This is a genomic window from Paenibacillus sp. FSL R7-0163 (assembly GCF_037969975.1).
GTDB classification, from domain to species: Bacteria; Bacillota; Bacilli; order Paenibacillales; family Paenibacillaceae; genus Paenibacillus_AQ; species Paenibacillus_AQ odorifer.
In genome coordinates this window covers 1,440,698-1,463,555 of sequence record NZ_CP150224.1, presented here as the reverse complement: position 1 = coordinate 1,463,555, position 22,858 = coordinate 1,440,698, and the positions used below count along the sequence as shown (strand labels likewise).

At 43.0% G+C, this 22,858-nt stretch carries 20 protein-coding genes; 4 read left to right on the top strand and 16 right to left on the bottom strand.

All coding sequences use genetic code 11. The features are described 5' to 3' along the window. Positions 1–236 precede the first annotated feature (236 nt). Complete coding sequence (locus tag NST45_RS06390) at positions 237–596, bottom strand: (2Fe-2S) ferredoxin domain-containing protein (RefSeq protein ID WP_036676102.1); 360 nt, start codon at positions 594–596, stop codon at positions 237–239. Between the two features lie 149 nt (positions 597–745). Between NST45_RS06390 and NST45_RS06385 the strand changes: the two genes are divergently transcribed. The 3 genes from NST45_RS06385 (at position 746) to NST45_RS06375 (ending at position 3,825) form a co-directional block, all read left to right on the top strand. Continuing rightward, complete coding sequence (locus tag NST45_RS06385) at positions 746–2,332, top strand: AraC family transcriptional regulator (protein WP_081384343.1); 1,587 nt, start codon at positions 746–748, stop codon at positions 2,330–2,332. Positions 2,333–2,492: 160 nt separating this feature from the next. Next, positions 2,493–3,452 carry an ABC transporter substrate-binding protein gene (locus NST45_RS06380; RefSeq protein ID WP_076213662.1) on the top strand — a complete coding sequence of 320 codons (960 nt, stop codon included), beginning with the start codon at positions 2,493–2,495 and terminating at the stop codon, positions 3,450–3,452. Between the two features lie 142 nt (positions 3,453–3,594). Beyond that, positions 3,595–3,825 (top strand): hypothetical protein, encoded by a 231-nt coding sequence (locus NST45_RS06375; RefSeq protein WP_036676096.1) that lies wholly within the window; start codon positions 3,595–3,597, stop codon positions 3,823–3,825. Positions 3,826–3,831: 6 nt separating this feature from the next. On the opposite strand, the gene NST45_RS06370 is transcribed toward NST45_RS06375, so the two are convergent. The 10 genes from NST45_RS06370 to NST45_RS06325 all read right to left on the bottom strand — a co-directional run bounded on the left by NST45_RS06370 (position 3,832) and on the right by NST45_RS06325 (position 15,702). Further along, positions 3,832–4,929 carry a GerAB/ArcD/ProY family transporter gene (locus NST45_RS06370; RefSeq protein ID WP_038572462.1) on the bottom strand — a complete coding sequence of 366 codons (1,098 nt, stop codon included), beginning with the start codon at positions 4,927–4,929 and terminating at the stop codon, positions 3,832–3,834. A 36-nt stretch (positions 4,930–4,965) separates the two neighbouring features. Continuing rightward, positions 4,966–6,171 (bottom strand): Ger(x)C family spore germination protein, encoded by a 1,206-nt coding sequence (locus NST45_RS06365; protein ID WP_038572463.1) that lies wholly within the window; start codon positions 6,169–6,171, stop codon positions 4,966–4,968. Continuing rightward, positions 6,168–7,682, bottom strand: coding sequence for a spore germination protein (locus tag NST45_RS06360; protein WP_143760463.1), 1,515 nt, complete (start codon positions 7,680–7,682; stop codon positions 6,168–6,170). Before NST45_RS06360 ends, NST45_RS06365 begins: the two co-directional genes overlap by 4 nt. A gap of 156 nt (positions 7,683–7,838) precedes the next feature. Next, the gene (locus NST45_RS06355; protein ID WP_256717010.1) at positions 7,839–8,864 is read right to left on the bottom strand and encodes an iron-hydroxamate ABC transporter substrate-binding protein; all 1,026 of its coding nucleotides are present in this window, start codon (positions 8,862–8,864) and stop codon (positions 7,839–7,841) included. A 132-nt stretch (positions 8,865–8,996) separates the two neighbouring features. Next, the gene (locus tag NST45_RS06350) at positions 8,997–10,007 is read right to left on the bottom strand and encodes a helix-turn-helix domain-containing protein (protein WP_076147000.1); all 1,011 of its coding nucleotides are present in this window, start codon (positions 10,005–10,007) and stop codon (positions 8,997–8,999) included. Continuing rightward, positions 9,965–10,621, bottom strand: coding sequence for a hypothetical protein (locus NST45_RS06345; protein WP_339825183.1), 657 nt, complete (start codon positions 10,619–10,621; stop codon positions 9,965–9,967). The genes NST45_RS06350 and NST45_RS06345 overlap by 43 nt, the downstream gene beginning before the upstream one ends. 144 nt (positions 10,622–10,765) lie before the next feature. Beyond that, positions 10,766–11,806 carry an NAD(P)/FAD-dependent oxidoreductase gene (locus NST45_RS06340; RefSeq protein WP_036676089.1) on the bottom strand — a complete coding sequence of 347 codons (1,041 nt, stop codon included), beginning with the start codon at positions 11,804–11,806 and terminating at the stop codon, positions 10,766–10,768. A gap of 42 nt (positions 11,807–11,848) precedes the next feature. After that, the gene (locus NST45_RS06335) at positions 11,849–13,564 is read right to left on the bottom strand and encodes an ABC transporter ATP-binding protein (protein WP_036676085.1); all 1,716 of its coding nucleotides are present in this window, start codon (positions 13,562–13,564) and stop codon (positions 11,849–11,851) included. A 42-nt stretch (positions 13,565–13,606) separates the two neighbouring features. Beyond that, positions 13,607–14,644, bottom strand: coding sequence for an iron ABC transporter permease (locus NST45_RS06330; protein ID WP_036676084.1), 1,038 nt, complete (start codon positions 14,642–14,644; stop codon positions 13,607–13,609). Next, the gene (locus NST45_RS06325) at positions 14,644–15,702 is read right to left on the bottom strand and encodes an iron ABC transporter permease (RefSeq protein WP_036676077.1); all 1,059 of its coding nucleotides are present in this window, start codon (positions 15,700–15,702) and stop codon (positions 14,644–14,646) included. The genes NST45_RS06330 and NST45_RS06325 overlap by 1 nt, the downstream gene beginning before the upstream one ends. A 213-nt stretch (positions 15,703–15,915) precedes the next feature. On the opposite strand from NST45_RS06325, the gene NST45_RS06320 reads away from it, so the two are divergent. Further along, on the top strand, positions 15,916–16,923 hold the full coding sequence (locus NST45_RS06320) for an ABC transporter substrate-binding protein (protein ID WP_036676075.1): 1,008 nt from the start codon (positions 15,916–15,918) through the stop codon (positions 16,921–16,923). 88 nt (positions 16,924–17,011) lie between these two features. On the opposite strand, the gene NST45_RS06315 is transcribed toward NST45_RS06320, so the two are convergent. From NST45_RS06315 to NST45_RS06295, 5 genes are all read right to left on the bottom strand, one after another. After that, the gene (locus NST45_RS06315) at positions 17,012–17,233 is read right to left on the bottom strand and encodes a hypothetical protein (RefSeq protein WP_042190339.1); all 222 of its coding nucleotides are present in this window, start codon (positions 17,231–17,233) and stop codon (positions 17,012–17,014) included. A gap of 46 nt (positions 17,234–17,279) precedes the next feature. Then, positions 17,280–19,256, bottom strand: coding sequence for an ABC transporter permease (locus tag NST45_RS06310; RefSeq protein WP_339825180.1), 1,977 nt, complete (start codon positions 19,254–19,256; stop codon positions 17,280–17,282). Further along, a complete protein-coding gene (locus NST45_RS06305; RefSeq protein WP_036676070.1) occupies positions 19,246–20,013 on the bottom strand; it encodes an ABC transporter ATP-binding protein in 768 nt (255 codons plus the stop codon). Before NST45_RS06305 ends, NST45_RS06310 begins: the two co-directional genes overlap by 11 nt. A 134-nt stretch (positions 20,014–20,147) precedes the next feature. Then, the gene (locus NST45_RS06300) at positions 20,148–21,563 is read right to left on the bottom strand and encodes an MFS transporter (RefSeq protein ID WP_051490900.1); all 1,416 of its coding nucleotides are present in this window, start codon (positions 21,561–21,563) and stop codon (positions 20,148–20,150) included. A gap of 199 nt (positions 21,564–21,762) precedes the next feature. Next, on the bottom strand, positions 21,763–22,767 hold the full coding sequence (locus NST45_RS06295) for a helix-turn-helix domain-containing protein (protein ID WP_038572467.1): 1,005 nt from the start codon (positions 22,765–22,767) through the stop codon (positions 21,763–21,765). Positions 22,768–22,858: the final 91 nt, after the last annotated feature.

The window sequence follows — 22,858 nt, the reverse complement described above, 5'->3', positions numbered from 1 at the left end:
TCTCCCCTATAAACCATCATATATACTGTGTTATTTCATTCACTTTTTAATAGCATAGTCAACGTTAGCCCTGCAAGTCAAATTTGATGTCCTTAATTAAGCACACAGTCCTATTACGAGTCTGGTTATAATCCAATTCAATCATAATCCTCCCCTGTTTATAAATAAATAACCCTGCACGAGATATTCATCTGTACAGGGTTAGAAGCGCAGCTAAAAGGTACTTACAAGCCTTGCTATTTTTTCTTTTTCCCTTTAGCGCCCTTTTCATTTGAAGCAATCAATTGTCCATCATAGGTGTATAACAAGTGATCTTCAAGCTTCTCCCCCTGCAAATGTTTCCGCACTAATGATTTCGCCAGCTTAGGTGTAATCTCTTTGTACCACACACCTTCGGGATAAGCGATCACCACACAAGCATCTGAACATCTTCCATTACAACGGGTCACAGTCGTATGTATAAGACTTTGTGCGCCCTGCTTCTCAATCTCGTCTTCTATCGCTTCAGCTACCTCTTCACCTTTGTGTTTCTTGCAGCTGCTACCGTTACATATTAATAAGTGACTTACAGTTCCTTGTAAATTCCAGGTCGTCATGGATGACTTCAACCCCTTCTTATCAGCTAACCCTATTCCGTTCGTGGATTATTTTAAACACTATCATAAGCATCATTATAGTCAATAGTAAGAAAGACTGTTATACTATAAATGAGAATGATTATCAATGAAAAGAAGGGGATTACTACATGCAGATCCAATCCGACGGGATGCCTTATCCATCCCATCCTTTTTATATGCCCCTTCGGGTCATCAGCTTATCGGGAATAACCAACTACACAGCCTCAAACATTTCTTCTACTAATTCCAGCCTTATGATGATCTGGGATGGGAAAGGTTTTCTTGAAATAGACGGTAAGATACACAAGGTCATGGCCGGAAGCTTAATAGCCCTTAGTAGTTCTTCTTTATTGAAGATGGAACCTGAATTACAGTTAAAGGGGATATGGATTGAGTATTCCTGTATACTCCAGAGTAAAAATGAGGACATTTTTATAAATGACAACTCCCCTGTCCACCATGCCTCCACTCGTTTGATAGCCTTGGCAGGTGAGCTTTACAGTGCCTGGATAGACGCTGATAAACAAAAGCCGTTTAGGGTCCAGCAGCTATTCACCCAGTTCATCGTGGAGCTTCATGGTGAACTGACATCCCATAAAGAAAGATCAAGCAGTTGGATGGAACGGGTGACTGAGTATATAGAAGCTCATTACAATGAAGATATCACGCGGGATCAAATGGCTGCTTTAGCTGAAGTGAGCCCCGAGCACTTTTCGAGAACCTTTCGCAAATCAATAGGTCTATCCTTCAGTGCTTATATTACACTACTAAGAATCCGTAAAGCCCAGCAACGAATCCTCACCAGTTCTCCCAATCTGACAACATTGGCACATGAGGTTGGTTACGAAGAGGGAACTTATTTGAGCCGAAAATTCAAGCAGCTTGTTGGCGTTTCACCTACAGCCTACCAGAATAAGAATAAACGGGTCGTTGCCCTGAACTATAATCACACCGCTAGCCTGCGAGTACTGGAAATCATGCCTCAACTCGGGGTTTATTCCGAATGGCAGCATAGCTTGGAACAAGTTCCCGCTTCCAAACAGCTTCAAATGAGCGAAGGTAAATTTTCATTACTCTATGACTCAGTAGCTGCGGTAAAACCAGACGTCATTATCGGCTACAGTCTACCCGACAATAAGATTCTGACTCCTGTTGCTCCGGTTATTGAGCTGCCCTTTATGCAAATGAGTTGGCGAGAGCAATTTGCTCTGATTGCCGAGGTTGTGAATCGACGACAGCGTGCTGAACAGTGGCTAAGTCATTATGACAGACTTTGTCTTACCGCCAACGGGTTATTAAACCATGCAATAGGAATGGAGAGAGGTACGGCTATCGTATGGGAGGTTAGCTCCCGATCCGCCTACTGTTTCAGTAGCAGCTTCGGCAGAGGTTGCCAAATTCTATACGGTGATCTTGGCTTCAAGCCCCCCTCCGTAATTATTGAAAAGGGGATCACAGATTCCGGGTACTTAGAGGCATCTATTGAGGATATCGTATCGTTTCCTGCTGACCATATTATTATCACTAGCATCCCTTCATCATCTGAGGGAAGACAACGTTTTACTCGCCTACTACATTCTAAAGCTTGGAAGCAATTAGATGCAGTCCGAAACGGACGGGTATATATTCTGAACCAGGCTGATATGTTCTACGGATTTGACCCACTGTCCTCACAGGCACAGCTTCAAGAATTGCTACGGGTAATGACATCATAAATTTGCATAAGCTGAGATCATATCCGTCCATAGTAAATACCCGGTGAAGCTTGTAAAGTTCTTATTGAGAATGATAATCAATATACATAGGGGGAACAACAAATTGCATAATCCAGGAAAAAATAGCTCCAAACAAACCCATTGGTTTCTTTTTCCCTTCATGCTGGCATTAATTCTAGTCATATCAGCTTGCGGGAATTCCAATAATTCTGTGGGGAATACAGGCAGTAACACCAGCAACACATCATCGGCAACTGCAGTACCTACCAAAACTAGTCAACCAACAGAAACTACTGAAGCAGCTGCTCTTAAAAAGGTCACTACTATAAATGGTGATATTGAAATCCCTGTTCAACCTAAAAGGATTGTCGCTGAGGAATATCTGGGCAGTCTGATTGCGCTAGATACCATTCCTGTTGGTGCTCCCGGATTAACACTGGAGAATATGTATTTTAAGGAGGCACTTACTGGAGTTGCAGACACTGGAACTTACGGCAAAATGTCACCTGAAAAAATCATCGCACTTAATCCTGATTTGATTATTTCTGGACAAGCTGAAAGCTATGAAGCACTAAGCAAAATTGCTCCAACCATCGTTGTGCCATATGGTGATCTGAAAGATGCTCATGCCGAATTAACCTATTTCGGAGAACTCCTTGGTAAGGAAGAGGCAGCCAAAAGCTGGCTTGCAGATTACGACAAACGGATAGCTGAAGCTAAAGCCAAAGTAGACAAAGTAATCCCTGCAGATGCAACATTTTCCATCATGGAAGACGGCGGAAAATCCATTTGGGCCTATGGCGATAACTTTGGCCGAGGCGGACAGCCTGTCTATCAGGCGCTGGGTCGTAAGCCCCCTACAGCTGTGGCCGCAGAAATTATGGAGAAGCAATGGGCGGAAATCTCTACAGAGGCACTCGCTAAATACGCAGGAGATTATATTATCTTAACTTCCAATAACCGTACAGAAGCTGATTACAAAGCTGATCCAATCTGGAGTAGCCTACCCGCTGTAAAAAATGGCCATCTATATGTATGGAAAGAAGAACGGTCCTGGTACTATGATCCAATTGCCGTGTTATCCCAGACCGAAGAACTGGCTGCTTGGCTTACACAATAAAATGCGCTTAAATTAGAATCCCCTACTGCTTCCAACAACGTTGGAGCAGTAGGGGATTTGTTATTTCTTTTGACTACAAAAACACTCAAGAGGTAATAATACATTTAGCCTAAGGTTAATCTAGCAAATGGAGTTGATCAATATGAAATTACTATTACTATATTTCATGCTTGCTTTTATGGGGTTGCTGATGGCAGTAATCATCGACCTTTTATCAGGAGAAAACCTCACCGCTTCAATGCGGACGATCTATGACTCCTTTGCAGCTACAAGCATACAGGAATCAATAACTATGCTCGTTTTTATCTCCTTACCTTTTGTTATTACAATTACATCCTCTATCCGAAATAGAAGCAATAAATCCATCAAATAAAATAAACTAACCTATGCTCCCTAATTTTCTGCGGATGTAATGAACGATGCACAAGAGAATAGGTACAGCGGCACAGAAATACGGCAAAATATATTTCAGAAATATCCTTCCTTCGTCCATATGTATCGGATAATTCGCTGAACTAATAAAAGCCCCGAACAAAACAACAATACCAACGGGAACGGCGAGCTTTCTGCTGTCTTGCACCTTGAATAGATCCGCGGTGACTACCATTGCAGCGTAGCAATATACTGACATTTTAAAAAAGACTCCAATGATTAAGGTTAAGAGCACAAGCGCGTCCAAACGTTGAATGAAATTGGCCAGGTTTACTAACGTTATCGTAGTGAACATCGGAAAATTGGCTCTACTGTAGATTTCTGTTCCTAGAACGGATATTTCGATGGCATGGGTAAAACTGAGTAATAATCCGCATAAAGTAATTGCGATGATTCCGGTTCTTTTTGCTACCTTGGTTTTTTTGATATGAGGTAAAATCGTAGTGAAACATACCATCTCCCCGAACGGAAATAGCCATATATTCAGATAGGCTGATTTCAATGCATTCTTCCAATCCGAGGCCTGTAACGGAAACAAGTTATCTAGTTTTACAAGTCCGGCGGCAATAACCAAAAAGCAACTGGTCAAGCCCAACAATATTATAATCAGCATATAAATCTCAGCCGCCCGCGCAAACACCTCAATCCCCTTATTTAAGATGTAAATTACCGCAACAACCATCATTGCATAAATGATGAACACGGGTGTTCTGTCGTAAGAAGCAGCTATTAACAACTCACCTGATTCATGCAGATTTCGGGAGCCATTGAAGAGAAGGATTGGAATATATGTTAAGCTTAACGGCCAGCCTATAACATTGCCCAGTATCTTTCTTGTATAACCGCTAATAATCATGCCCGGATATTGCCGGTATAAATAAACATAAATCAAATACAAAAGAAGTCCACCGGGCAAAGCTAACAGAATAGCAATCCAGACAGCATGGCCACTTTCAAGTCCAATCGGTACCACAAGGGCCGTTCCCAATTCAAACAAAAAAATCAAAGCAAATAATTGACTCGCGCTGATGGTTTCTTTTTTCATAAAGTGGCCTTCTCCCACCTTTCTCACTGAACACTTTCATTTTTCCTTTAACAATTTCGGCTCTAATCTCATTCCAACACTGCGAATATAGGCCTCTACAGAAACATCCACTTCCGCTTCCGCGAACACTGACTCCCAATCGTCCTTAACAGTCTCCCATGCTTTTGGATTTGTGCGCTTCAGTTCATTCCCGAAATTGAAAATATCGCATTTCATAGTTTGAGCAGCCTGTAAGGCTTGGGTTATTTCCTGTTTAGTTTTAAGAGCCACTTGTTGTTCCAACTGAACGATTACCTCTCTATCACTTAGCTCAATATAACTCTGTGCCTCACTAAGCGTCCCCTCTTCCACAACATTTACATGAATGACGGGTACTTTATTGCGGAGTTCAATCTTAATTTTTGTTTTTGAATAATTAATGTTAACGGCTATCGAATCTTTAACCTCATTTGAATCTACATTAATACTGGTTTCATTAATCTCGTTCTGTACCCATAGTGCCCCCCGAGCAAGAGGGCCATCCAGCCACCCCTGAAAAACCCCTTTTTTCAATACGCTAAGCCCGCTCATTGTGACAAGTGCTTTTACTTTAGTTTGCTCCATCCCGGATTTTTTAGTTCCTTCTTCAGCGTCTCCAAGAATTCTGGCTCCGGATATCACCACTGACCCTTCTCCACTGAGACCATTAATTAGCTCAAAAACATTGATATCCCGGCTTTCTCCATATATTCTAGCGGTATTTTTACTCTTTTTAATAATCCCAATTGCAGGCAGGCTTTCTACGGGAAGCAATAGTTTCAGAATAGAGGATGCTTCCGTATCTCTGGCTACAATAACATTCGTGTTGAGCCGCAGCTCATGGGACCTTTCAAAGATGTCAAAAATCCCATCAATACCGCTCTTCACTGTAGATTCGCCTAAAACTAATAGCTGCGTGTGTGCAAAAAACATCTGTCTTGCCGCCTTTTTTGAAGTCTTGCGAAAAGCGCCAAAGATCGTACGGTCCGTAGAAGAATAAATAGTGACCGTGGGTTGTCCGGTGCTAGCTCCTGCACTTGTGGCTGTTGAGGATGGATTCACAATCTGAAAAGTAACATGATATTCCTCTTTATTCGGCACCTTATCCACACCTATACCAGTCACAATGCCTAAATTGTTTAATTCCCGACTGTTCCAGCAGCTTGTCAGCAACATTAAGCAGCATATACAAATAAATGAACGCATCATCCATCCGACCTTCATTTGCCACTCCCCGGCTTCCCATCATTCACCTTAAGTCGAGTATTATTTTTTTGGCTAACAAGACGCGGCCGAGTTTTCATATATTTCAAGGGCACACGCAAGATCGAGTCCTTCTGATTCTCAGCGATAAAAGGACCAAATGGAGACATATACGGAAAACCCAACGATTTCAAGCTACACATATGAGCAACCAAAATAAAAGTAAAGATCGTTATTCCATAAAGCCCCATAAAGGCTGCGATAAACATAATGATGAAACGCAAGATACGTATGGAAAGAGCCATATTAAAAGCGGGAGTAGCAAAGCTGGATATTCCTGTAAGTGAAACTACAATAACCATTGCAGGAGAGACAATACCGGCTTGTACGGCTGCCTGTCCTAACACTAAGCCCCCAATGATCGACACAGTTTGGCCTATAGGGGATGGCATACGAATTCCTGCTTCACGTATAATCTCAAAGGTAAATTCCATCAGCATAGCCTCAATAAAAGCCGGAAATGGAACCCCCTCCCTTTGTGAAGCAAAATTAATAAGTAAGGCCGTTGGGATCATTTCTTGATGAAAGGTTAGAATTGCAATAAATAACGCTGGGCCAAATAACGAAATAACAAGGCAAATAAATCTCAATAATCGGATCAAAGTCGTGATATCATAACGCTGGTAATAATCTTCTACGGCATGTAAAAACATAAAAAAGGTTGTAGGTGCAATCAGCACAAACGGGGTCCCGTCCACAAAAATAGCAACTCGACCTTCTAAAAGATTTCCTGCAACACTGTCAGGACGTTCCGTATTATATAATGTTGGGAATGGAGAAAAGGGAGTATCTTCTAAAAATTGCTCAATGTATCCAGATTCCAGAATCCCGTCTATATCAATGCTTTGCAGCTTAGTTCTGAGCTCCTTTAAGGTATTATCATTGACGATTCCATGAATATACATAATAGATACATTCGTTTGCGTGACGTCACCTATCTTCATCGACTCCACCCAGAGATTAGGGCTTTTTATTTTCCTGCGCACCAGAGAGATATTCGTCCCAATAGATTCTGTGAAGCCTTCCTTGGAGCCACGAATGGCTACTTGAGTTGTAGCGTCCGATACCGCTCTAACCTCACCGCCGCTTGTATTCCCTCTGATAGCTGCCCTTATCCCGTTGACCCAAAGAATGGTATCACCAGAGAATAAAGCCTCAAAAAGCACATCCCAATCTTCAAGTGTCTGTTCTTCTCCGATCCCTCTCGCCACTTCTTTCATATACAAAAAGATATCTTCAGCGGATGTTACCACCGGGTTTTCTTCACTTAGCTTATCGAACGACATCGCATGCTCCACAAACTCGTTGACCATTAATTTTTCTATTAATCCCTCAATATATACAGCAGCTACCTCAACCTGTGTGGTAGTGGATTTAATTCTACGAATAACAATATCAGGGCTATGGCCAAGCCTTTCTTGAAGCTCTTTAAGATTATCGTCCAAAATAGTAGAGTTAAAGGGGTCCATCATTAACACCTCCTGCTCATACTATTTGTTCTACACCGCTTTTTTATGCAACAAATGGAATCTATAACCTCCCTTAACTTGGAATATAAATACGCAAAAGGGATGTCCTTGAGCTACTATAGCTCAGCGAACATCCCCTTTTACTCTTTTGAAATTAACTTATTGAAGAGACTTCAGCAACGTAACTATCTCATCCAGCTGCTTGTCCAGCGCATAAGCATCGGATAGATAATAAGTTTTTAGATCGTAGGTGAATACATGACCCGACTTGACAGCAGGTAGGTTCTGCCAGAAGACACTGTCCAGAATGTCCAGCTTATCCTGCTCCACACCACGGCTGAAGCCTTGGAAGATATAATCAGCTTCACCTAAGTACTCGGGCAACGCTTCAAGTGAGAGGGAAGCCCAGCCTTCTTTAAAGGCTGCCTCTTGGACAAGATCAGGTGCATGCAGCCCCAATCCGTTATATATAATCTCTCCACCGCGCCCATATGACGAACCGTATAAATACAGCTCTTTACCGGCAATTTCAAAGATCGCCACCTTTTTGTCAGCTGCGATCAGATCAGCCAATTCCGCTTTTTTCGCTTCCAGCTTCTGATTGAAATCCGCCACCCACTTTACAGCCTGCTGCTCCTTGTTCAAGATTTTCCCGATCTCGATCAATCGTTCCTTATAGTCGTATTTGCCCCAAGGAATAAAGACAGTCGGAGCAATCTTAGAGATTTGCTCATAGGTATCTTCCTGATAAGTGATAATCAAGTCCGGTTCGAGGCTCGTTATTTTCTCCAGGGACACCGTCATGTCATCGCCTACTACTTCTACACCTGTCAGCGCCTCTTTGAAATATGGATGGTTCAAGATGTCATTCCCGGCAACGGCAATGGGCGTCACGCCAAGCGTCAGAAGATCACCAATAAAGTCTTGTACCGGAATCACAACTCTTTGTGGATTGCGTGGGATCTGCACCGGGCCTTTGTCGCTTTCGTACGTCCAATACTCTGCATCAGCAGCCGGCTCCGTGCTGGCAACTACAGAATCATTAGTGCTTTTAGCCACTTCAGCCGACGTGCTAGCTGGAGCATTCCCCTGATTAGCAGCTTGTCCGCATGCGCTCAACAGCAGCACCAGCGTAAGCATAACAGCTATCATGCTTGTTTTTCCTAACGATATAATTCTGTACAATGTAAATCCCCCTTGAGACTTTATATTATTATGATATTGATAATCAATATCATTAAGATCTTTGTTTAATATACCGTCTCCGCGGGAAAACATATATACACGCTAATACATCAATTAAGCTATGGACGATTGTCAGCTTAATTTATGGCCGGTTAACAAATCTGTCTGTATTTCCAGCTGGCGTTCGAGCGCAAGCCCTTCGCTGCCCCAAAATTCCTCAAGCTTCAGGTAATATATGCATTCATTCCTGAATGCTGGAAGATTGCGCCAAACCGCGCTTTTACTAATGCGTTTACGTGTTCTCGACATCCAGTCCTCTTGTCCTGATACAACCACAAACATATGGTCAGCCGCGTATATTGGCAATTCCGACAGTGAGATGCATAAATGATCATTCCGCTCCAGAACATCTGACCTTACCTTGTCCGGTGGAGTTACCCCCAGCATTGGATACAGATTGTACACCCCTCGGGCTGTATAATTCCAGATATAAATACTGTTATCTTGCCTAATCTCATACACCGCTACCGTTTCACCAGATTCAATTAATGAGGACAAGCGCTGCTTGGCCAAATCTATTTTCAAATGATAGTGCCTTATCCATGCCTCTGCCCGCTCCTCTTCTCCCAGCAGTCTGCCGAATAAACGAATCTGTTCCAGGCGGTCCATTTTATCACACTCCACAGTAACTAGTGGACCCAACTTTTCCATGCATTTAAGCTGACGAGGGCTCAGATAGGTCGGTGCAATAACTAGATCGGCATCTAGCCCAGACCAGTCCGCTTCCGCCGGACATCCCTGCAACTCAAATGATCGCACACCCGCCAGTTCCGGCAGCAAAAGCAAGGAGTAGTTCATCACATCTTCTTCAACCGCGACAGGCTTCACTCCCAGCGCAAGTAAATCCCCTAAAAATTGTAACGCTACTATCCGCTTCGGTTTGGGACGTAAACGGAATTCTGTTGGGGTCATCCCGGTGACTTGCTTGAATTTGCGGCTCAGATATAGTCCATCTGTATAGCCTACTTTTTGCGAAATTTCCTGTATTGTTGCTTTGCTGGACATCAAGTGTTTTTTCGCTTTATTTACTCTTAAATGAGTTACATATTCGGTGAAGCTCCAACCCGTCTGCTTGCGAACCATACTGAGAAATAACGAGGATTGAAGCCCATCATTCGAGACATCATCTCCCGCGTAATCTCCCTTTGGAAATTCTGGTGGATATAAGAGAGCATTCTGAAATATGAACTATCCGTAATGTCTGCTTCAGCGTCAGCCTCTACGACCAGTTGATGTAGCTGATACAGCAAGGATTGAATTCTATCTGCCTGTGCTTCTAAATTATTGGCAGCAACATCTTCCAATTCGCTGAATAAACGGGTTATTTTATTCGTCGTACGTATAGGTAAAATCCCATTGACCGGAAAAATTTCACGGCAAAGTCCATAGACCAATTCTTGCTCCGTGCTATTGCTTAGCCCATATACCTCATAGGAAATTGCTAGAACAGAGATAACAGTCTCTAATGGAGCATTAATTTGATAAGTCGCACCTGTGCTTAGAAAAAGAATTTCACCATTTTTCAGAGCTACTGTCTCTCCTTCTATGGTTATTTGAACGATAGCTTCTATTGGTGTCAGGAAGAGTGGGGACTGGGCAATCTGGGGTTTATTGATGTGACCGCCGCCGCATTGGCGTTTCCCTGCCTCTTTTAACAGATAAATTCTATGAACCGGGTTATTATTTGATAGCTTCATTCCTGCTCCCTTCCAGACTGCTAGACTTAATAACCCATAAAATAGAAAGCAAGCGTATAAGGGTTCTCTCCGCTCGAAATGGATAAGATCCCCTATACGCTTTATATAAAACTTCAGATTTTATGGTTTGAGAAGCCTCTATCCTTAGTGGTCGTCAACGACTCCAAGCGCTTTATTCTTCTCTTTGAACCGTTCATTGTGAGAAGATACGTAAGCGACTTTGGCCGCGGTCGGGTCAATGTACAGCTTTGCGCTATTAAGCGCCAGAGCCGCATCAGTGAAAGCGCCTGCGATCAAACGAACCTTGCTCGCATAATCCACAAAGTCACCTGCTGCGAATATACCCGGAAGATTGGTCTCCAGCTTATCAGTTACATTCGCACACCACTCGCCCATATCAAGGCCCCATTCTTTTAACGGACCAAAATCGCTCTTCAGACCATGATTCACAATGACAGCATCCACTTCAAACTGCTCTGTTTCACCTGTCTCTATATGGCTGATCGTAACCTGATCTATCGTTTCACCATTACTGCTGTGTAATTGGCTTACTGCATATGGCGCACGGACATTGACTGAGGATTCCTTCATCCGCACAATGTTTTTCTCATGTCCGCCAAACTGTTCGCGGCGATGCGCAATCGTCACACTTGCAGCGATGGGCTCCAATTCATTCGCCCAATCTACTGCGGAGTTGCCTCCACCGGAGATTAGCACTCTTTTACCGCGGAACGGCTCCAGCTCTTGAACGGTATAATGAAGATTCGTCACCTCATAACGATCTGCACCTTCAATTTCAAGCTTTGCCATCTGTAGAATTCCGTAACCAATTGCCAAAATGACTGTGCGGGTCCAATGTTGTTCCCCAGTAGAAGAGGTCAAGATGTACGTCCCATCTTCTTGTCTCTCTTGATTCATAATTTGCTGACCCAGCACAATAGTCGGATCGAAGGTTTGAGCTTGCTCCTTGAGCTGACCGATCAGTTGATGGCAAAGAGTTGGGGTTACGCCTCCTACATCCCAGATCATTTTTTCGGGATAAATAAGCATTCTTCCTCCGAGCTCATCCTTCGCTTCAATTAACTTTGTCTTCAAGTCTCTCATTCCACTATAAAAAGCTGTATACATCCCAGCAGGTCCGCCACCAATAATGGTTACATCGTATAATTCCAGTTGCTTATTCATCGTGTCCCTCCAAAATTATATTCTAGTGATCCCTTCAGCTACTTAAGCTCCAAACTGCGCTTCATGCAATCGGCTGTAAATTCCGGCAGTCTGCAGCAGTTCCTCATGCTTACCTTGTTCTGCGATGCCGCCTTCCGCAACGACAACAATACGGTCCGCATTTCTGATCGTTGCAAGGCGATGAGCAATAACAAGTGTTGTGCGTCCTTCAGACAACTCGGCGAGAGCCTCTTGTATAGCGGACTCCGTTTCAGTATCCAATGCAGAGGTTGCTTCGTCCAAAATGAGAATCGTCGGATTCTTCAAGAACATCCGGGCGATGGACAACCTCTGCTTCTGGCCGCCAGAAAGCTTGACGCCTCTCTCACCGATCATTGTATCCAGCCCAGCAGGCTGAGATTTGATCAGTTCTTCCAGCTGAGCGCGTCCCGCAGCCTCCCAGATTTCTTCATCGGAAGCTCCCAATCTGCCGTAAGCAATGTTCTCACGGATGGTTCCGTCAAACAGAAATACATCTTGTTGTACAATCCCGATATGGGAACGAAGTGATTCTAACGTCATGGAGCGAATATCTATTCCATCAATAGAGATGTTGCCTTCGCTTACATCGTAAAAGCGTGGCAGCAAGCTGCAAAGTGTTGTCTTACCAGCACCGGATGGACCCACAAGTGCAACCGTCTCTCCTGCCGAAATCGATAAGTTCACATTGGTTAGCACCTTTTCTTTATCACTATAAGCAAAAGCTACATCCTGGAAGGTTATATTCCCTGACAGATGAGACACTGGCTTAGCGTCTTTTGCGTCATCAACATCTGGCTCCGTCTCCAGCAGTTCAAGATAACGTTTGAAACCAGCGATCCCTTTAGGATAGGTCTCAATGACCGAGTTAATCTGTTGCAAAGGTCCTAAGAAGACATTAGACAACATCACAAAAGCAATAAATTCACCGTAAGTCATTTGCTTCTGGATTACAAAATAGGTTCCGCACACGAGTACGAATAATGAGACCAGTTTCATAAGCACGAAGCTAAAGGATGAATTCCAAGCCATAATTCGATAGGTCATAAGCTTCGTAATACGGAAGCGTTCGTTATTAACTGCAAAACGGGAAATTTCATGATTCTCATTAGCAAAAGCTTGCACAACACGGATCCCACTTACATTGTTTTCTACGCGTGCGTTATAGTCAGCAATGTCCGCGAACATGATGTGGAACGCTTTGGACATTTTGCGACTGAAGTACATGGATAAATAAATCATCAGCGGGACAATTACAAAGGTTAGAATAGCTAATTGCCAATTGATGCTAAGCATGATACCGAATACACCAAGCAGCGTCATCACTGCTATGAATAAATCTTCAGGACCATGGTGGGCAATCTCACCGATGTCCATCAGATCATTTGTCATCCGCGAGACCAAATGGCCTGTTTTGTTATTATCGAAGAAGTTGAAAGAGAGCTTCTGCACACGATCAAATAGCTTTTTTCTCATATCCGACTCGATATTGATCCCCAGCTTATGCCCCCAATAAGTAACGACAAAATGCATAAAGGCGCTGACGATATATATCCCCAGCAAACCGAGGCAAGAATAGAGAATCCATTTCCAATTCCCACTTGGCAGCATATCATCCACTACCCGGTTAACCGCCAGCGGGAAGACTAGTTCCAGCAGTGCAGCAGCAATAGCACAGGAGAAATCAAGAATAAACAATCCCTTATAGGGTCTATAGTAAGAAAAAAAACGACGCAACATTGTAAAAATTCGCTCCTTCCGGTGATTGACCATCCTCTTTCATCAAGATTTAGTACGGGCTAGCAAATACAAAAAGTATGGCGCTCCAATTACAGCAACAACAATTCCAGTGGGGATCTCAGATGGCTGTAAGATCCAGCGCCCAATGGTATCCGCTATAATAACTAGCAGTGAGCCGAGCAGCGCTGAGGTTGGCAGCATGAGCTGATGTTTGGGTCCAACTAGTCGTCTCGCCAAATGGGGGCCGACAAGGCCGACAAAGCCAATCCCACCACTCACAGCAACACTTGCCGCAGCTAGACCAACCGCAGCCGCAAGAAGCCGGAATTGTTCTTTCGTTACAGCAGCCCCAAGTCCTACAGCTGTCTGTTCACCCAAATTAAGGACGTTCATTACCCTTGCTTTATAGATGACATACGGCACGAGAATTACGATCCACGGTAGTAAAGAAAGTACAAACTTCCAGCTTGTGCCCCAAATACTTCCTGCAAGCCAAGTAGCCACAAACTGATACTTCTCCGGATCCAGCCGAAGAGTCAGCACGATCATCGCTGCACTCATTCCAGCTGCAACCGCTACACCGGTCAGCAACAGTCGCATGGGTTTTATTCCTTCATGCCGTTTATAAGCTAAGACATAGATCAAGGCAGCAGTAATTCCCGCACCAACAAACGCCACCATAGGCAACAGATACACCGGAGCCGCGGTTGCCGTCGGATAAAAAGATATTAACAGCATAACCATAATTCCTGCACCAGCGTTAATCCCTAAGATGCCGGGGTCGGCCAAAGCATTACGAAAGACGCCCTGCATCACAGCTCCGGATACAGCCAAACCTGCGCCTATCAGAACGGAGATCACAATACGCGGTAGCCGAAATTGAAACAAGATTAACTCTTGCTTATCCGTCCCTTTACCGAATAACGTATTAAGCAGCTCCATAGGTGTCAAACGTATGTATCCTGTATTCATACTAATAATAAAAGCAATAACAATCAGTACAGCTAAAATAATCATTATAACTAAGCCACGTTTATTTTTGGCGGCTTGGAAGGAATCGAATGAAGTTTTCTCTATCATTACAGTTCCCTCCTTTCTTTACGTGCAAGATAAAGGAAGAAAGGTACACCGATCAGTGCAATAATTGCTCCAAGCGGCGTTTCATTAGGGGGATTAATCATCCGTGCTGTTAAATCTGCAAATACTGCAAGCAGACTGCCAAGAATAGCTGAACATGGAATGATCCATCTGTAATCCACACCTACAAAAAAACGGGTCAAATGGGGAATAATTAGTCCAATGAACCCAACGGCTCCTACTACTGCAACTGATGATCCAGCCAGAATCAATACGATTAAAGTCCCTGCCAGCTTAACAAGCCCTGTGCGCTGGCCTAGCCCTTTAGCAACATCGTCACCTAGGCTGAGCATTGTAATCGATCGGGATATTACCATAGCCCCAATTAACGCTGCTCCTATCCAAGGGAACATGACTTTAAGCTGAATCCATTTCGTCCCAGCCACGCCTCCCGCATACCAGAAAGCCAAATCTTGCCCAATGTGAAAATATAAAGCTACCCCTTCACTCAGCGCTGACAGCAGTGCACTAAAAGCAGCACCTGCCAGCACCAGACGAGCAGGAGTCAGCCCTCCCTTGGCCAATGATCCGACCCCATACACAACCCCAGCCCCTACTCCGGCACCAATGAAGGAATATAGGATTAAATACATAAACGATAGATTCGGGAAAAATGCAAAACAAAGCGCCAGCGCAAATCCTGCGCCTGAGTTGATGCCCATCAAACCTGAATCTGCGAGTGGATTTCGGGTCATTCCCTGCATAATGGCACCCGCAACTGCAAAGCTGGCCCCTATCATGGCCCCGCCAAGTACACGGGGTAATCGTAATTCTCTAATAATCTGATGATCCATGATCTCCGGATCAAAGTGAAACACAGCTGCCCACACCACAGAAAGTTTAATATCAGCCGCTCCAAAGGAGACTGAAACAGCGATACCTAGTGCTAATAGTACCAGACCGCCAACCAAGATTAACGTGGCAGCCCAAGGACGTGAACGGAACTCTTGTATGGCTGACCCTTTATTAGGTCTAATCTTGGAAGATATCTGTTGATTCATGAATGCCACCCTATTTCTATGAAATTGATTCTCATTATCACTATGCTATTGTAAATGAGCCTTCCTAGGTTTGGCAATAGATAGATTTAATAGGAGGCATTTATTTTATTGCATTGACAGGAATTCTAGGATTTGATAAAGTTCAAATTGATAATAATAATGATAATGATTCTCATTATTATTTGTTGGTACACATATATAGGGAGGTTTATCATGCTAAAAAGAAAGACCCTCTTCCCCATCCTGGCACTCATAATGTTATTGTCTGTATTTGTGACAGCTTGCGGGGGAACAAACAATGCTTCATCTAATAAACCAACAGAAACAACAGAAGCAACTACAGCACCGAGCACAGAGCCAACGACTGCTCCTGAGGCTTCAGCTGCTGAAATGCGTAGCTATGAAACCACTAAAGGTACTGTGCAAATACCTGTAAAACCACAGCGGATTATTACAGATTATTATGGTGGAGAGTTGCTCTCCGTAGGAGCAAATGTTGTAGGTGTCGAACCTAGTACCTTTGATAATCCCTTCTTGAAAGACCTGCTCACAAACACACAAGATGTCGGTGCTCCAGTTAACGCCGAGAAAGCTCTGGAACTTACACCTGATCTAATCGTCGTTATGTATGATGATAACTACGATGCTTTATCCAAAATTGCTCCAACCATTCATATTCCATACGGAACTGCTACAAATATCTATGAAACTGTTAAACTGTTCGGTGACATTGTAGGTGTGCCTGACAAAGCTGAACAATTTATTGCTGACTTTGAGAAAAAGGCTGCTGAAGGCCGCGAGAAGCTTAAAGGTGTCGTAAATGAAAATGATACTTTTGGAATCTATGAGCTGACTGATAAAGGTGAGCTATGGACCTTCGGAAATAATGCTGGCCGGGGTGGACAAGCCCTTTATAACGCACTTAAGCTAAAAATGCCTACTAAGAACAGCAATGACAACCAAACGTTGCAGCTGTCCATGGAGCTATTGCCAGAATATGCAGCTGACTACATGTTCCTCACCACTTATGATCCTGACAAAAAAGGAGATAAGCTGAAAGAACTGAAGGAATCTCCAGTTTGGAACGGACTTGATGCTGCGAAGAACGATCATCTATTCTACAATGATTTTGATACCTACTACCGCTATGATCCGATTGCGATTACCGCACAGATTGATCTGTTCGTAGATATGATTCTTGAACGCAACGGTAAGAAATAAACATAGGCACATACAAAAACACCCTACTTTAGGCACTGTCTAAAGTGGGGTGTTTGGCTATACATAATAAGCTTCTGTTAAATTTATATCATCTAGTATATTCATTATACTCATCGGTGTTATTTAATTTTTTGTACATATACTCATCATTTTTAAGCTTATAGAGCTGCCCCATCCCCGCAAATACGAAAAACAGCACCAAAATTAATCCATACGCATAGGTGAATTCACCAATATAAAAGCAAGTGACTATCGCAACAAGGGTCAAGATCATTAATGCGACTGCAATTCTGGAAAAAATCTTTTTCAAATGGAATCCCCCCACGTTTTGTGCACCAATATTATCATATTTGGGATTAAATTGAAATCTCATTTTGTTCTATTAAGGGAATATCGAGTAGCTTAATATGTGCCAGCATATTGTGAGTGTATATTTTGGTGTATATACGATAAAAAAGGACTTGAAATAAAAGATATGCTCCGCCCACCAACAAACAAAACCACATCGGCTCCAGAGCTGTAGACATTTCAACCCTGGAAGAACTGACAACATAAAAAGAAGACAATGCAATACCTAATGCATAAGGGAGAAAAAACAGCACTTTTAAAGGGCCGCCTATAATACGAGCCACGTCCTTAGTAGTAATTCCAATCTTGTTCAGCTTCCTGAATTTGATCCGCTCACGCTCTAAATCGGTCTGAATACTGAAATGCAGCACTATCCCGGAGGCGCCGAAAAATATTAAACCAACAAATGAAATTACGAAGATTCCAAATCGGCCAGACTCCTGTAACTGTAGATAGTCACTTATTCTAGACTTCGTAGAAAATACGAGGGCCTCTTGCCGCTCATTGCCATACCAGGACTCTGTATTGTCTTTGTTATATTTGGCTAAAGCGGCATTTAACTTAGCATCTATATCCGCAGTTTTTTTCCAATCCTTAAAATTCAGGAGCTGAAGGATACCGATCCCTTTTCTATTTTCCGCTTTCAGCGCCATATAATCCTCTTCGTTTACAATGATATGAAGACCATTCATTAAATTCGGCACAGGGTTAAATACCATGTGAAATAGGATACCTTGTGAATACAGCGTATACTTCCCGGAAGCAAGCGTCAGGTCAAAGGTCGGCATTTCCGGTCTTTGATTCTTCCACTCTTCTCCTTGTGCAACTGTGGCCAGATTTAGAAAGTGATCTTTCTCCACATGATAATCAGAGCCGATTAATGCGTTTATATTCTGGTCCAGAAATATTTTAAAATTAAACAAGTCGATATACTCCAGCTTTTGGTGTGAAAGCAGCGGCGTGGCGCCATGATCCGTGATCTCGCTTAGTATTTTTGGTGAGATGCTATTTTTTCCGAATACTTCTGAATAGGCAATATCATATGGATTGTTTGCAACCGGAATATCCTCAGCATTCCAGGTCAAATAAAAAATAATCCCGCTTAGAGAAATCGTGATGAAGACGAGGAAGGTGATAAGAGAAAGCACTATTTTGGAGCGACCAAGGGTATAGATCAAATTGGAACTAAACAGCAGGTGCTTGTGATATGCTCTGCTTGATCGCGATATAAAAAGTTTCAACCAGTCCCCAAGTCCTGACAACAGCAAATAAACGCCTAACATACTAATTCCCAGATTTATTAACATCATGCGAGCATCGGAAGGGTTGTAATGAGTGAGCATATTATAAACGGAGATTCCCAACAGTAAAACTCCGATGACTCCGGTGATTTTCCCATGAATCAGGTTGCGTTCTGCGGTTCTGGATTCTTTTAAAAGACGTAAAATGCTGTATCTCAAAGTGAATAGGAAATTGATTGCAATCACAACTATGTAAATCACCGCGAAGAATTTAATGGTATACAGATAACTATCCGGCGTCAGTATAAAAGCACTGTCCCCAATATTTACAAACAACGAAACAATGAAGAAAAAAATACCGGAGAAAACCGTCCCTGCACCTAAACCAGTGAGAATCGAGGCTAAAGCGATCATACTATTCTCGAACAAAATGATTTTGCGGATATTGTGGCTTGTCATTCCAAGTACCATTAATAGCCCGAAGTCGCTTTTTCTAAATTTCAAAAAGGCCATTTGCGCATATACAATAAACAGAACAGCAAACACTCTTATCACCAAAAAAGGAGCATATAAATTACCCGACACCATCCCATTCACTTGATAAGGGTCATTAAAATCAGGATTACTGTACAGCGAATAAAATGTAAAAAAGATCATGACTGTAAAGCTGCTGCATAAGAAAAACAACAAATATCTTCTAAGATTCGCCTTAAATATCTGAAATGCCATTCTCCTAAAGGTCATCTTCTCCCCCTCCAATAAAGGCCAGGTTCTCCAGAATCAGATCAAAAAATGCTCTGCGCTCTTTATTCTCTCTAGCAATCTCTAGTAGAGCCTTCCCATCTTTGATAAAAAGCACGCGATTACAATAGCTGGCCGCAAAAGGATCATGCGTGACCATCACTATCGTTGCTCCTTTTAGAGTGTTGAGCTTGGCGAAGGTCGCCATCACCGTACTCGAGGATTTGGAATCCAAATTCCCCGTCGGCTCGTCCGCAAAAATCACATCTGGATGATTAATAATCGCCCTGCTGATCGCCGCACGCTGCTGTTGCCCCCCTGAAACCATATAAGGATATTTGTCCTTCACCTCATCCAGATCAAATAGCGATAACGTCTCATCTGTCTTGGCATTGATATCTTCTACCTCTTGATCATCCAGCACCATGGGCACCATGATATTTTCCCGTAGGGTCAGACTATCCAGCAGATTGTAATCCTGAAAAACGAATCCCATACGCTGCCGGCGAAAAAGCGCAAGCTCGTTCTTGGACATCTCACTTATACTAGTCTCTGCAATTCTTACAACCCCACTATACTCCGTATCGATTCCGCTTAGTATATTTAAAAATGTCGTTTTTCCGCTCCCCGAGGGTCCCATAATCGCCACAAACTCGCCACTGTCCACAGTAAGACTAATCCCGTTCAGCGCTCGATACCGATTCGTTTTGCCTTTTCCTTTGTATTCTTTTGAGAGATTCTCTACTTGCAGTATGGACATCCTGGCACCTTCTCATTGATAGGTTTGGATTGAGTTACATTAAATGGAATTCAATCACTCGGTATTACTATAAAGCTAAGAAGGGCGTTCTTTTGTTAGATTGCTCACAGCGCAAAAAAAGCAGGATACCTCCTCTATAATTTCCGCTCCCGCAAAAAACAAAGGCAAAGAAAACCAGTAAAAGCAAGTCCTCCGATTGCTGCTAATGAGAAGGAAAACGCCCTTACATAATCCGCTAGATCTGCTTCCAAAAGAGAATGCTTTAGCGAAGCGGAGAATAAAATACCGATTAACGCCACTCCTAACGAATTCGCAAAATACATAAAGGTAGTGATCAAGCCTGAACCCGTGCCCGTGATCTTTGGGGGTACTGAACTAAGCGTGACGTTAACTAGGGGCGTAGTAGCCATTCCGAGACCGAAACCATATATCAATAATATTAGGATATTACGGGGGTCCAGCAGATTCGTAACGTCCACATTTAGCTCTAACATAAGCAGCAGGCTACAGCTACCCATCATCAGCGCTCCTATCTTAAGTACACTCATCCCCCATCTTTTGACCATTCGAGACGAGATTAAGGAAGTCAGAAAAAAGCCTATCCCTATAGGCAAGAAAACCATACTCGTATCTTGAACACTATAGTGCAAACCAAATTGCATATAATAGCTCAAAATAAAAAAGAAAGAGAACATACTTAGATAAAGGACAAGAACGGTTGCCAGACCTGCGCTAAATGTTCGATCTCTGAAAATAGACAGATCGACTAACGGTAACGCCCCCTGCTTTCCCTTTCGATTTTCAACCCAGATAAAAGTAAACAACACGAAAAGAGCTAACATTAGACAGCCAAAAATCCACAACGGCCACCCTTGTTTTTGTCCCTCTGACAACGGATAGATCAGCAGGAACAAACCGATCAGCAGAAGGAAGCTTCCAGTCCAATCAATACTGTGCGCCTGCTCAGCCCGTGTTTCAGGTACAATCGGCATTAACAGCAGGACGAGAAGTCCAAATGGCACATTGAAAAAAAACACCGTCCGCCAACCGAGATCGAACGGATTCCAATTCACAATAGTGCCTCCGAGGATGAATCCGAATGCAAATCCAAAACCAATCATGGCGCCGTAAATGCCGAAAACAAGCCCTTTTTCCTTTGGCAGAAAGCTGACCTGCAGCGTAGATAGAACCTGAGGTTGAATAAGCGCCGCAGCCAATCCCTGCACAATCCGAATAACAATCAGAAGAGCCGGATCTGAGGTCACTCCGCCCAATACTGCCATGACCGTAAACCCGCTTACCCCGATCAGCAACATCCGTTTCCTGCCGTATATATCTCCAAGCTTTCCACTAATAATCAACGCCACAGCTAATCCTAGCGAAAATCCGGTAACGATAAGCTGTGCTTCCGAAAAGCTTGCGTTCAAGCTATATTGCATAGATGGAAGCGCAACTTGAATCATATAAGTATTTAATGAAATAAGTAATGTTGGCAGTAAAATAACCCCCAGCGCATACCACCGGCGCGAATCTACTTGTTGTTGTTCCATTGTATAACCACCTTTTTATCTGCAATCTATGTAATTATTATCATTTAGAGTGGTCTTTTTCTCTACCTGTTAAGGGAGGTGCACTCCTTGATAAGGGAGCAAACACAAAAAAACCTCAAGCAGACAGAATATAACGTTCGATTCCGAACCCTATGTTCTAACACTTGAAGCTTTAAGCTTTCTGCATTTACAAATCTTCCTACAGCCTGTTTCGTTCCAAACTCTGTTGTTCGATACGTTTTAAGTATTCGCTTGGATTGCAGCCATAATGCTTACGAAAGGTCGTCGTGAAATTGCTGACATTGCTATATCCGACCGAAACAGCTGTTTTCCCTATATTCAAACCTTCAACCTCCATATACCAGAGCGCTTTCTCCATCCTTTTTATACGTACTAGCTCGAAGATCGTCATGCCAAATAATTCGCGGAAGCCTTTTTTCAGCTTGAATTCGTTGATACCTACCCGCTTAGCCAACTCACGTATAGATAACGGTTGTTCGAAATGGATTTGCACCAATTCATGTACCCGCTTCAGATTGGTAATATCATCGTGCCGCAGCGTCATACTATCGCTAATAGAACCGTAACCATCAGACTCACCAAACAAAGCAATAAATTCAAGGGCTTTGCTCTCCATATATAAACGTCTCAATGTTCCATGATAGGTACAGTGGATTATTTCGGAGACACATTTTCGGATTGCCGCAGTATCTGGATAACGATCAATATTGCCACGATGATGTCTAAGCCAGGTTTCCATTTGCTGTGTCTCCGATAAATCTCCGGCGTAATTCAGCAGTTCACTAGGAGCTAACCGTATTTCCAGCAATTGATTGGGGACACCTGCTTTTTTCTCTTCATACACCTGAACATCCTCTAGAAAAAGGACGTTGCCCATTTGTTTATCCGTGTAACTTTCCTTGCCGTTCCATTCGCAATAGATTTCTCCGCTTAGATTATAGCTTAGTTCAAACAACGGACAAGCTTCTTGAATGTAGAGCTTCATATCTTGTTCGTAAGTTATGTCCGTATACATAATCTCCATACCTGGACGAATCCGTGTACGGGTGACAGTTCCCTTACCAATATGTGAAGGAATAGTAAGCCGTTGTTCCCATTGGTTATGCTCAACATGCCCCTCTATCCGTTCTGTAAATTGATCAAAAAGATCATGAATTTCCATATTCAATATATTTAAAGTCATCGCAAACCTCTCCTTCTTCGCTCCTTGTATACGATGAGTTACATAATCTCTACTCTAGCTCCGTAAATGATAATTGTTATCACTTGAAAGT

What these genes read in the sequence shown, in the direction of transcription:
- NST45_RS06390 (WP_036676102.1), bottom strand. Translation starts at nt 596, where the DNA reads ATGACGACCTGGAATTTACAAGGAACTGTAAGTCACTTATTAATATGT.
- NST45_RS06385 (WP_081384343.1), top strand. Translation starts at nt 746, where the DNA reads ATGCAGATCCAATCCGACGGGATGCCTTATCCATCCCATCCTTTTTAT.
- NST45_RS06380 (WP_076213662.1), top strand. Translation starts at nt 2,493, where the DNA reads ATGCTGGCATTAATTCTAGTCATATCAGCTTGCGGGAATTCCAATAAT.
- NST45_RS06375 (WP_036676096.1), top strand. Translation starts at nt 3,595, where the DNA reads ATGAAATTACTATTACTATATTTCATGCTTGCTTTTATGGGGTTGCTG.
- NST45_RS06370 (WP_038572462.1), bottom strand. Translation starts at nt 4,929, where the DNA reads ATGAAAAAAGAAACCATCAGCGCGAGTCAATTATTTGCTTTGATTTTT.
- NST45_RS06365 (WP_038572463.1), bottom strand. Translation starts at nt 6,171, where the DNA reads ATGAAGGTCGGATGGATGATGCGTTCATTTATTTGTATATGCTGCTTA.
- NST45_RS06360 (WP_143760463.1), bottom strand. Translation starts at nt 7,682, where the DNA reads ATGATGGACCCCTTTAACTCTACTATTTTGGACGATAATCTTAAAGAG.
- NST45_RS06350 (WP_076147000.1), bottom strand. Translation starts at nt 10,007, where the DNA reads ATGGTTCGCAAGCAGACGGGTTGGAGCTTCACCGAATATGTAACTCAT.
- NST45_RS06345 (WP_339825183.1), bottom strand. Translation starts at nt 10,621, where the DNA reads ATGAAGCTATCAAATAATAACCCGGTTCATAGAATTTATCTGTTAAAA.
- NST45_RS06340 (WP_036676089.1), bottom strand. Translation starts at nt 11,806, where the DNA reads ATGAATAAGCAACTGGAATTATACGATGTAACCATTATTGGTGGCGGA.
- NST45_RS06335 (WP_036676085.1), bottom strand. Translation starts at nt 13,564, where the DNA reads ATGTTGCGTCGTTTTTTTTCTTACTATAGACCCTATAAGGGATTGTTT.
- NST45_RS06330 (WP_036676084.1), bottom strand. Translation starts at nt 14,644, where the DNA reads ATGATAGAGAAAACTTCATTCGATTCCTTCCAAGCCGCCAAAAATAAA.
- NST45_RS06325 (WP_036676077.1), bottom strand. Translation starts at nt 15,702, where the DNA reads ATGAATCAACAGATATCTTCCAAGATTAGACCTAATAAAGGGTCAGCC.
- NST45_RS06320 (WP_036676075.1), top strand. Translation starts at nt 15,916, where the DNA reads ATGCTAAAAAGAAAGACCCTCTTCCCCATCCTGGCACTCATAATGTTA.
- NST45_RS06310 (WP_339825180.1), bottom strand. Translation starts at nt 19,256, where the DNA reads ATGACCTTTAGGAGAATGGCATTTCAGATATTTAAGGCGAATCTTAGA.
- NST45_RS06305 (WP_036676070.1), bottom strand. Translation starts at nt 20,013, where the DNA reads ATGTCCATACTGCAAGTAGAGAATCTCTCAAAAGAATACAAAGGAAAA.
- NST45_RS06300 (WP_051490900.1), bottom strand. Translation starts at nt 21,563, where the DNA reads ATGGAACAACAACAAGTAGATTCGCGCCGGTGGTATGCGCTGGGGGTT.
- NST45_RS06295 (WP_038572467.1), bottom strand. Translation starts at nt 22,767, where the DNA reads ATGACTTTAAATATATTGAATATGGAAATTCATGATCTTTTTGATCAA.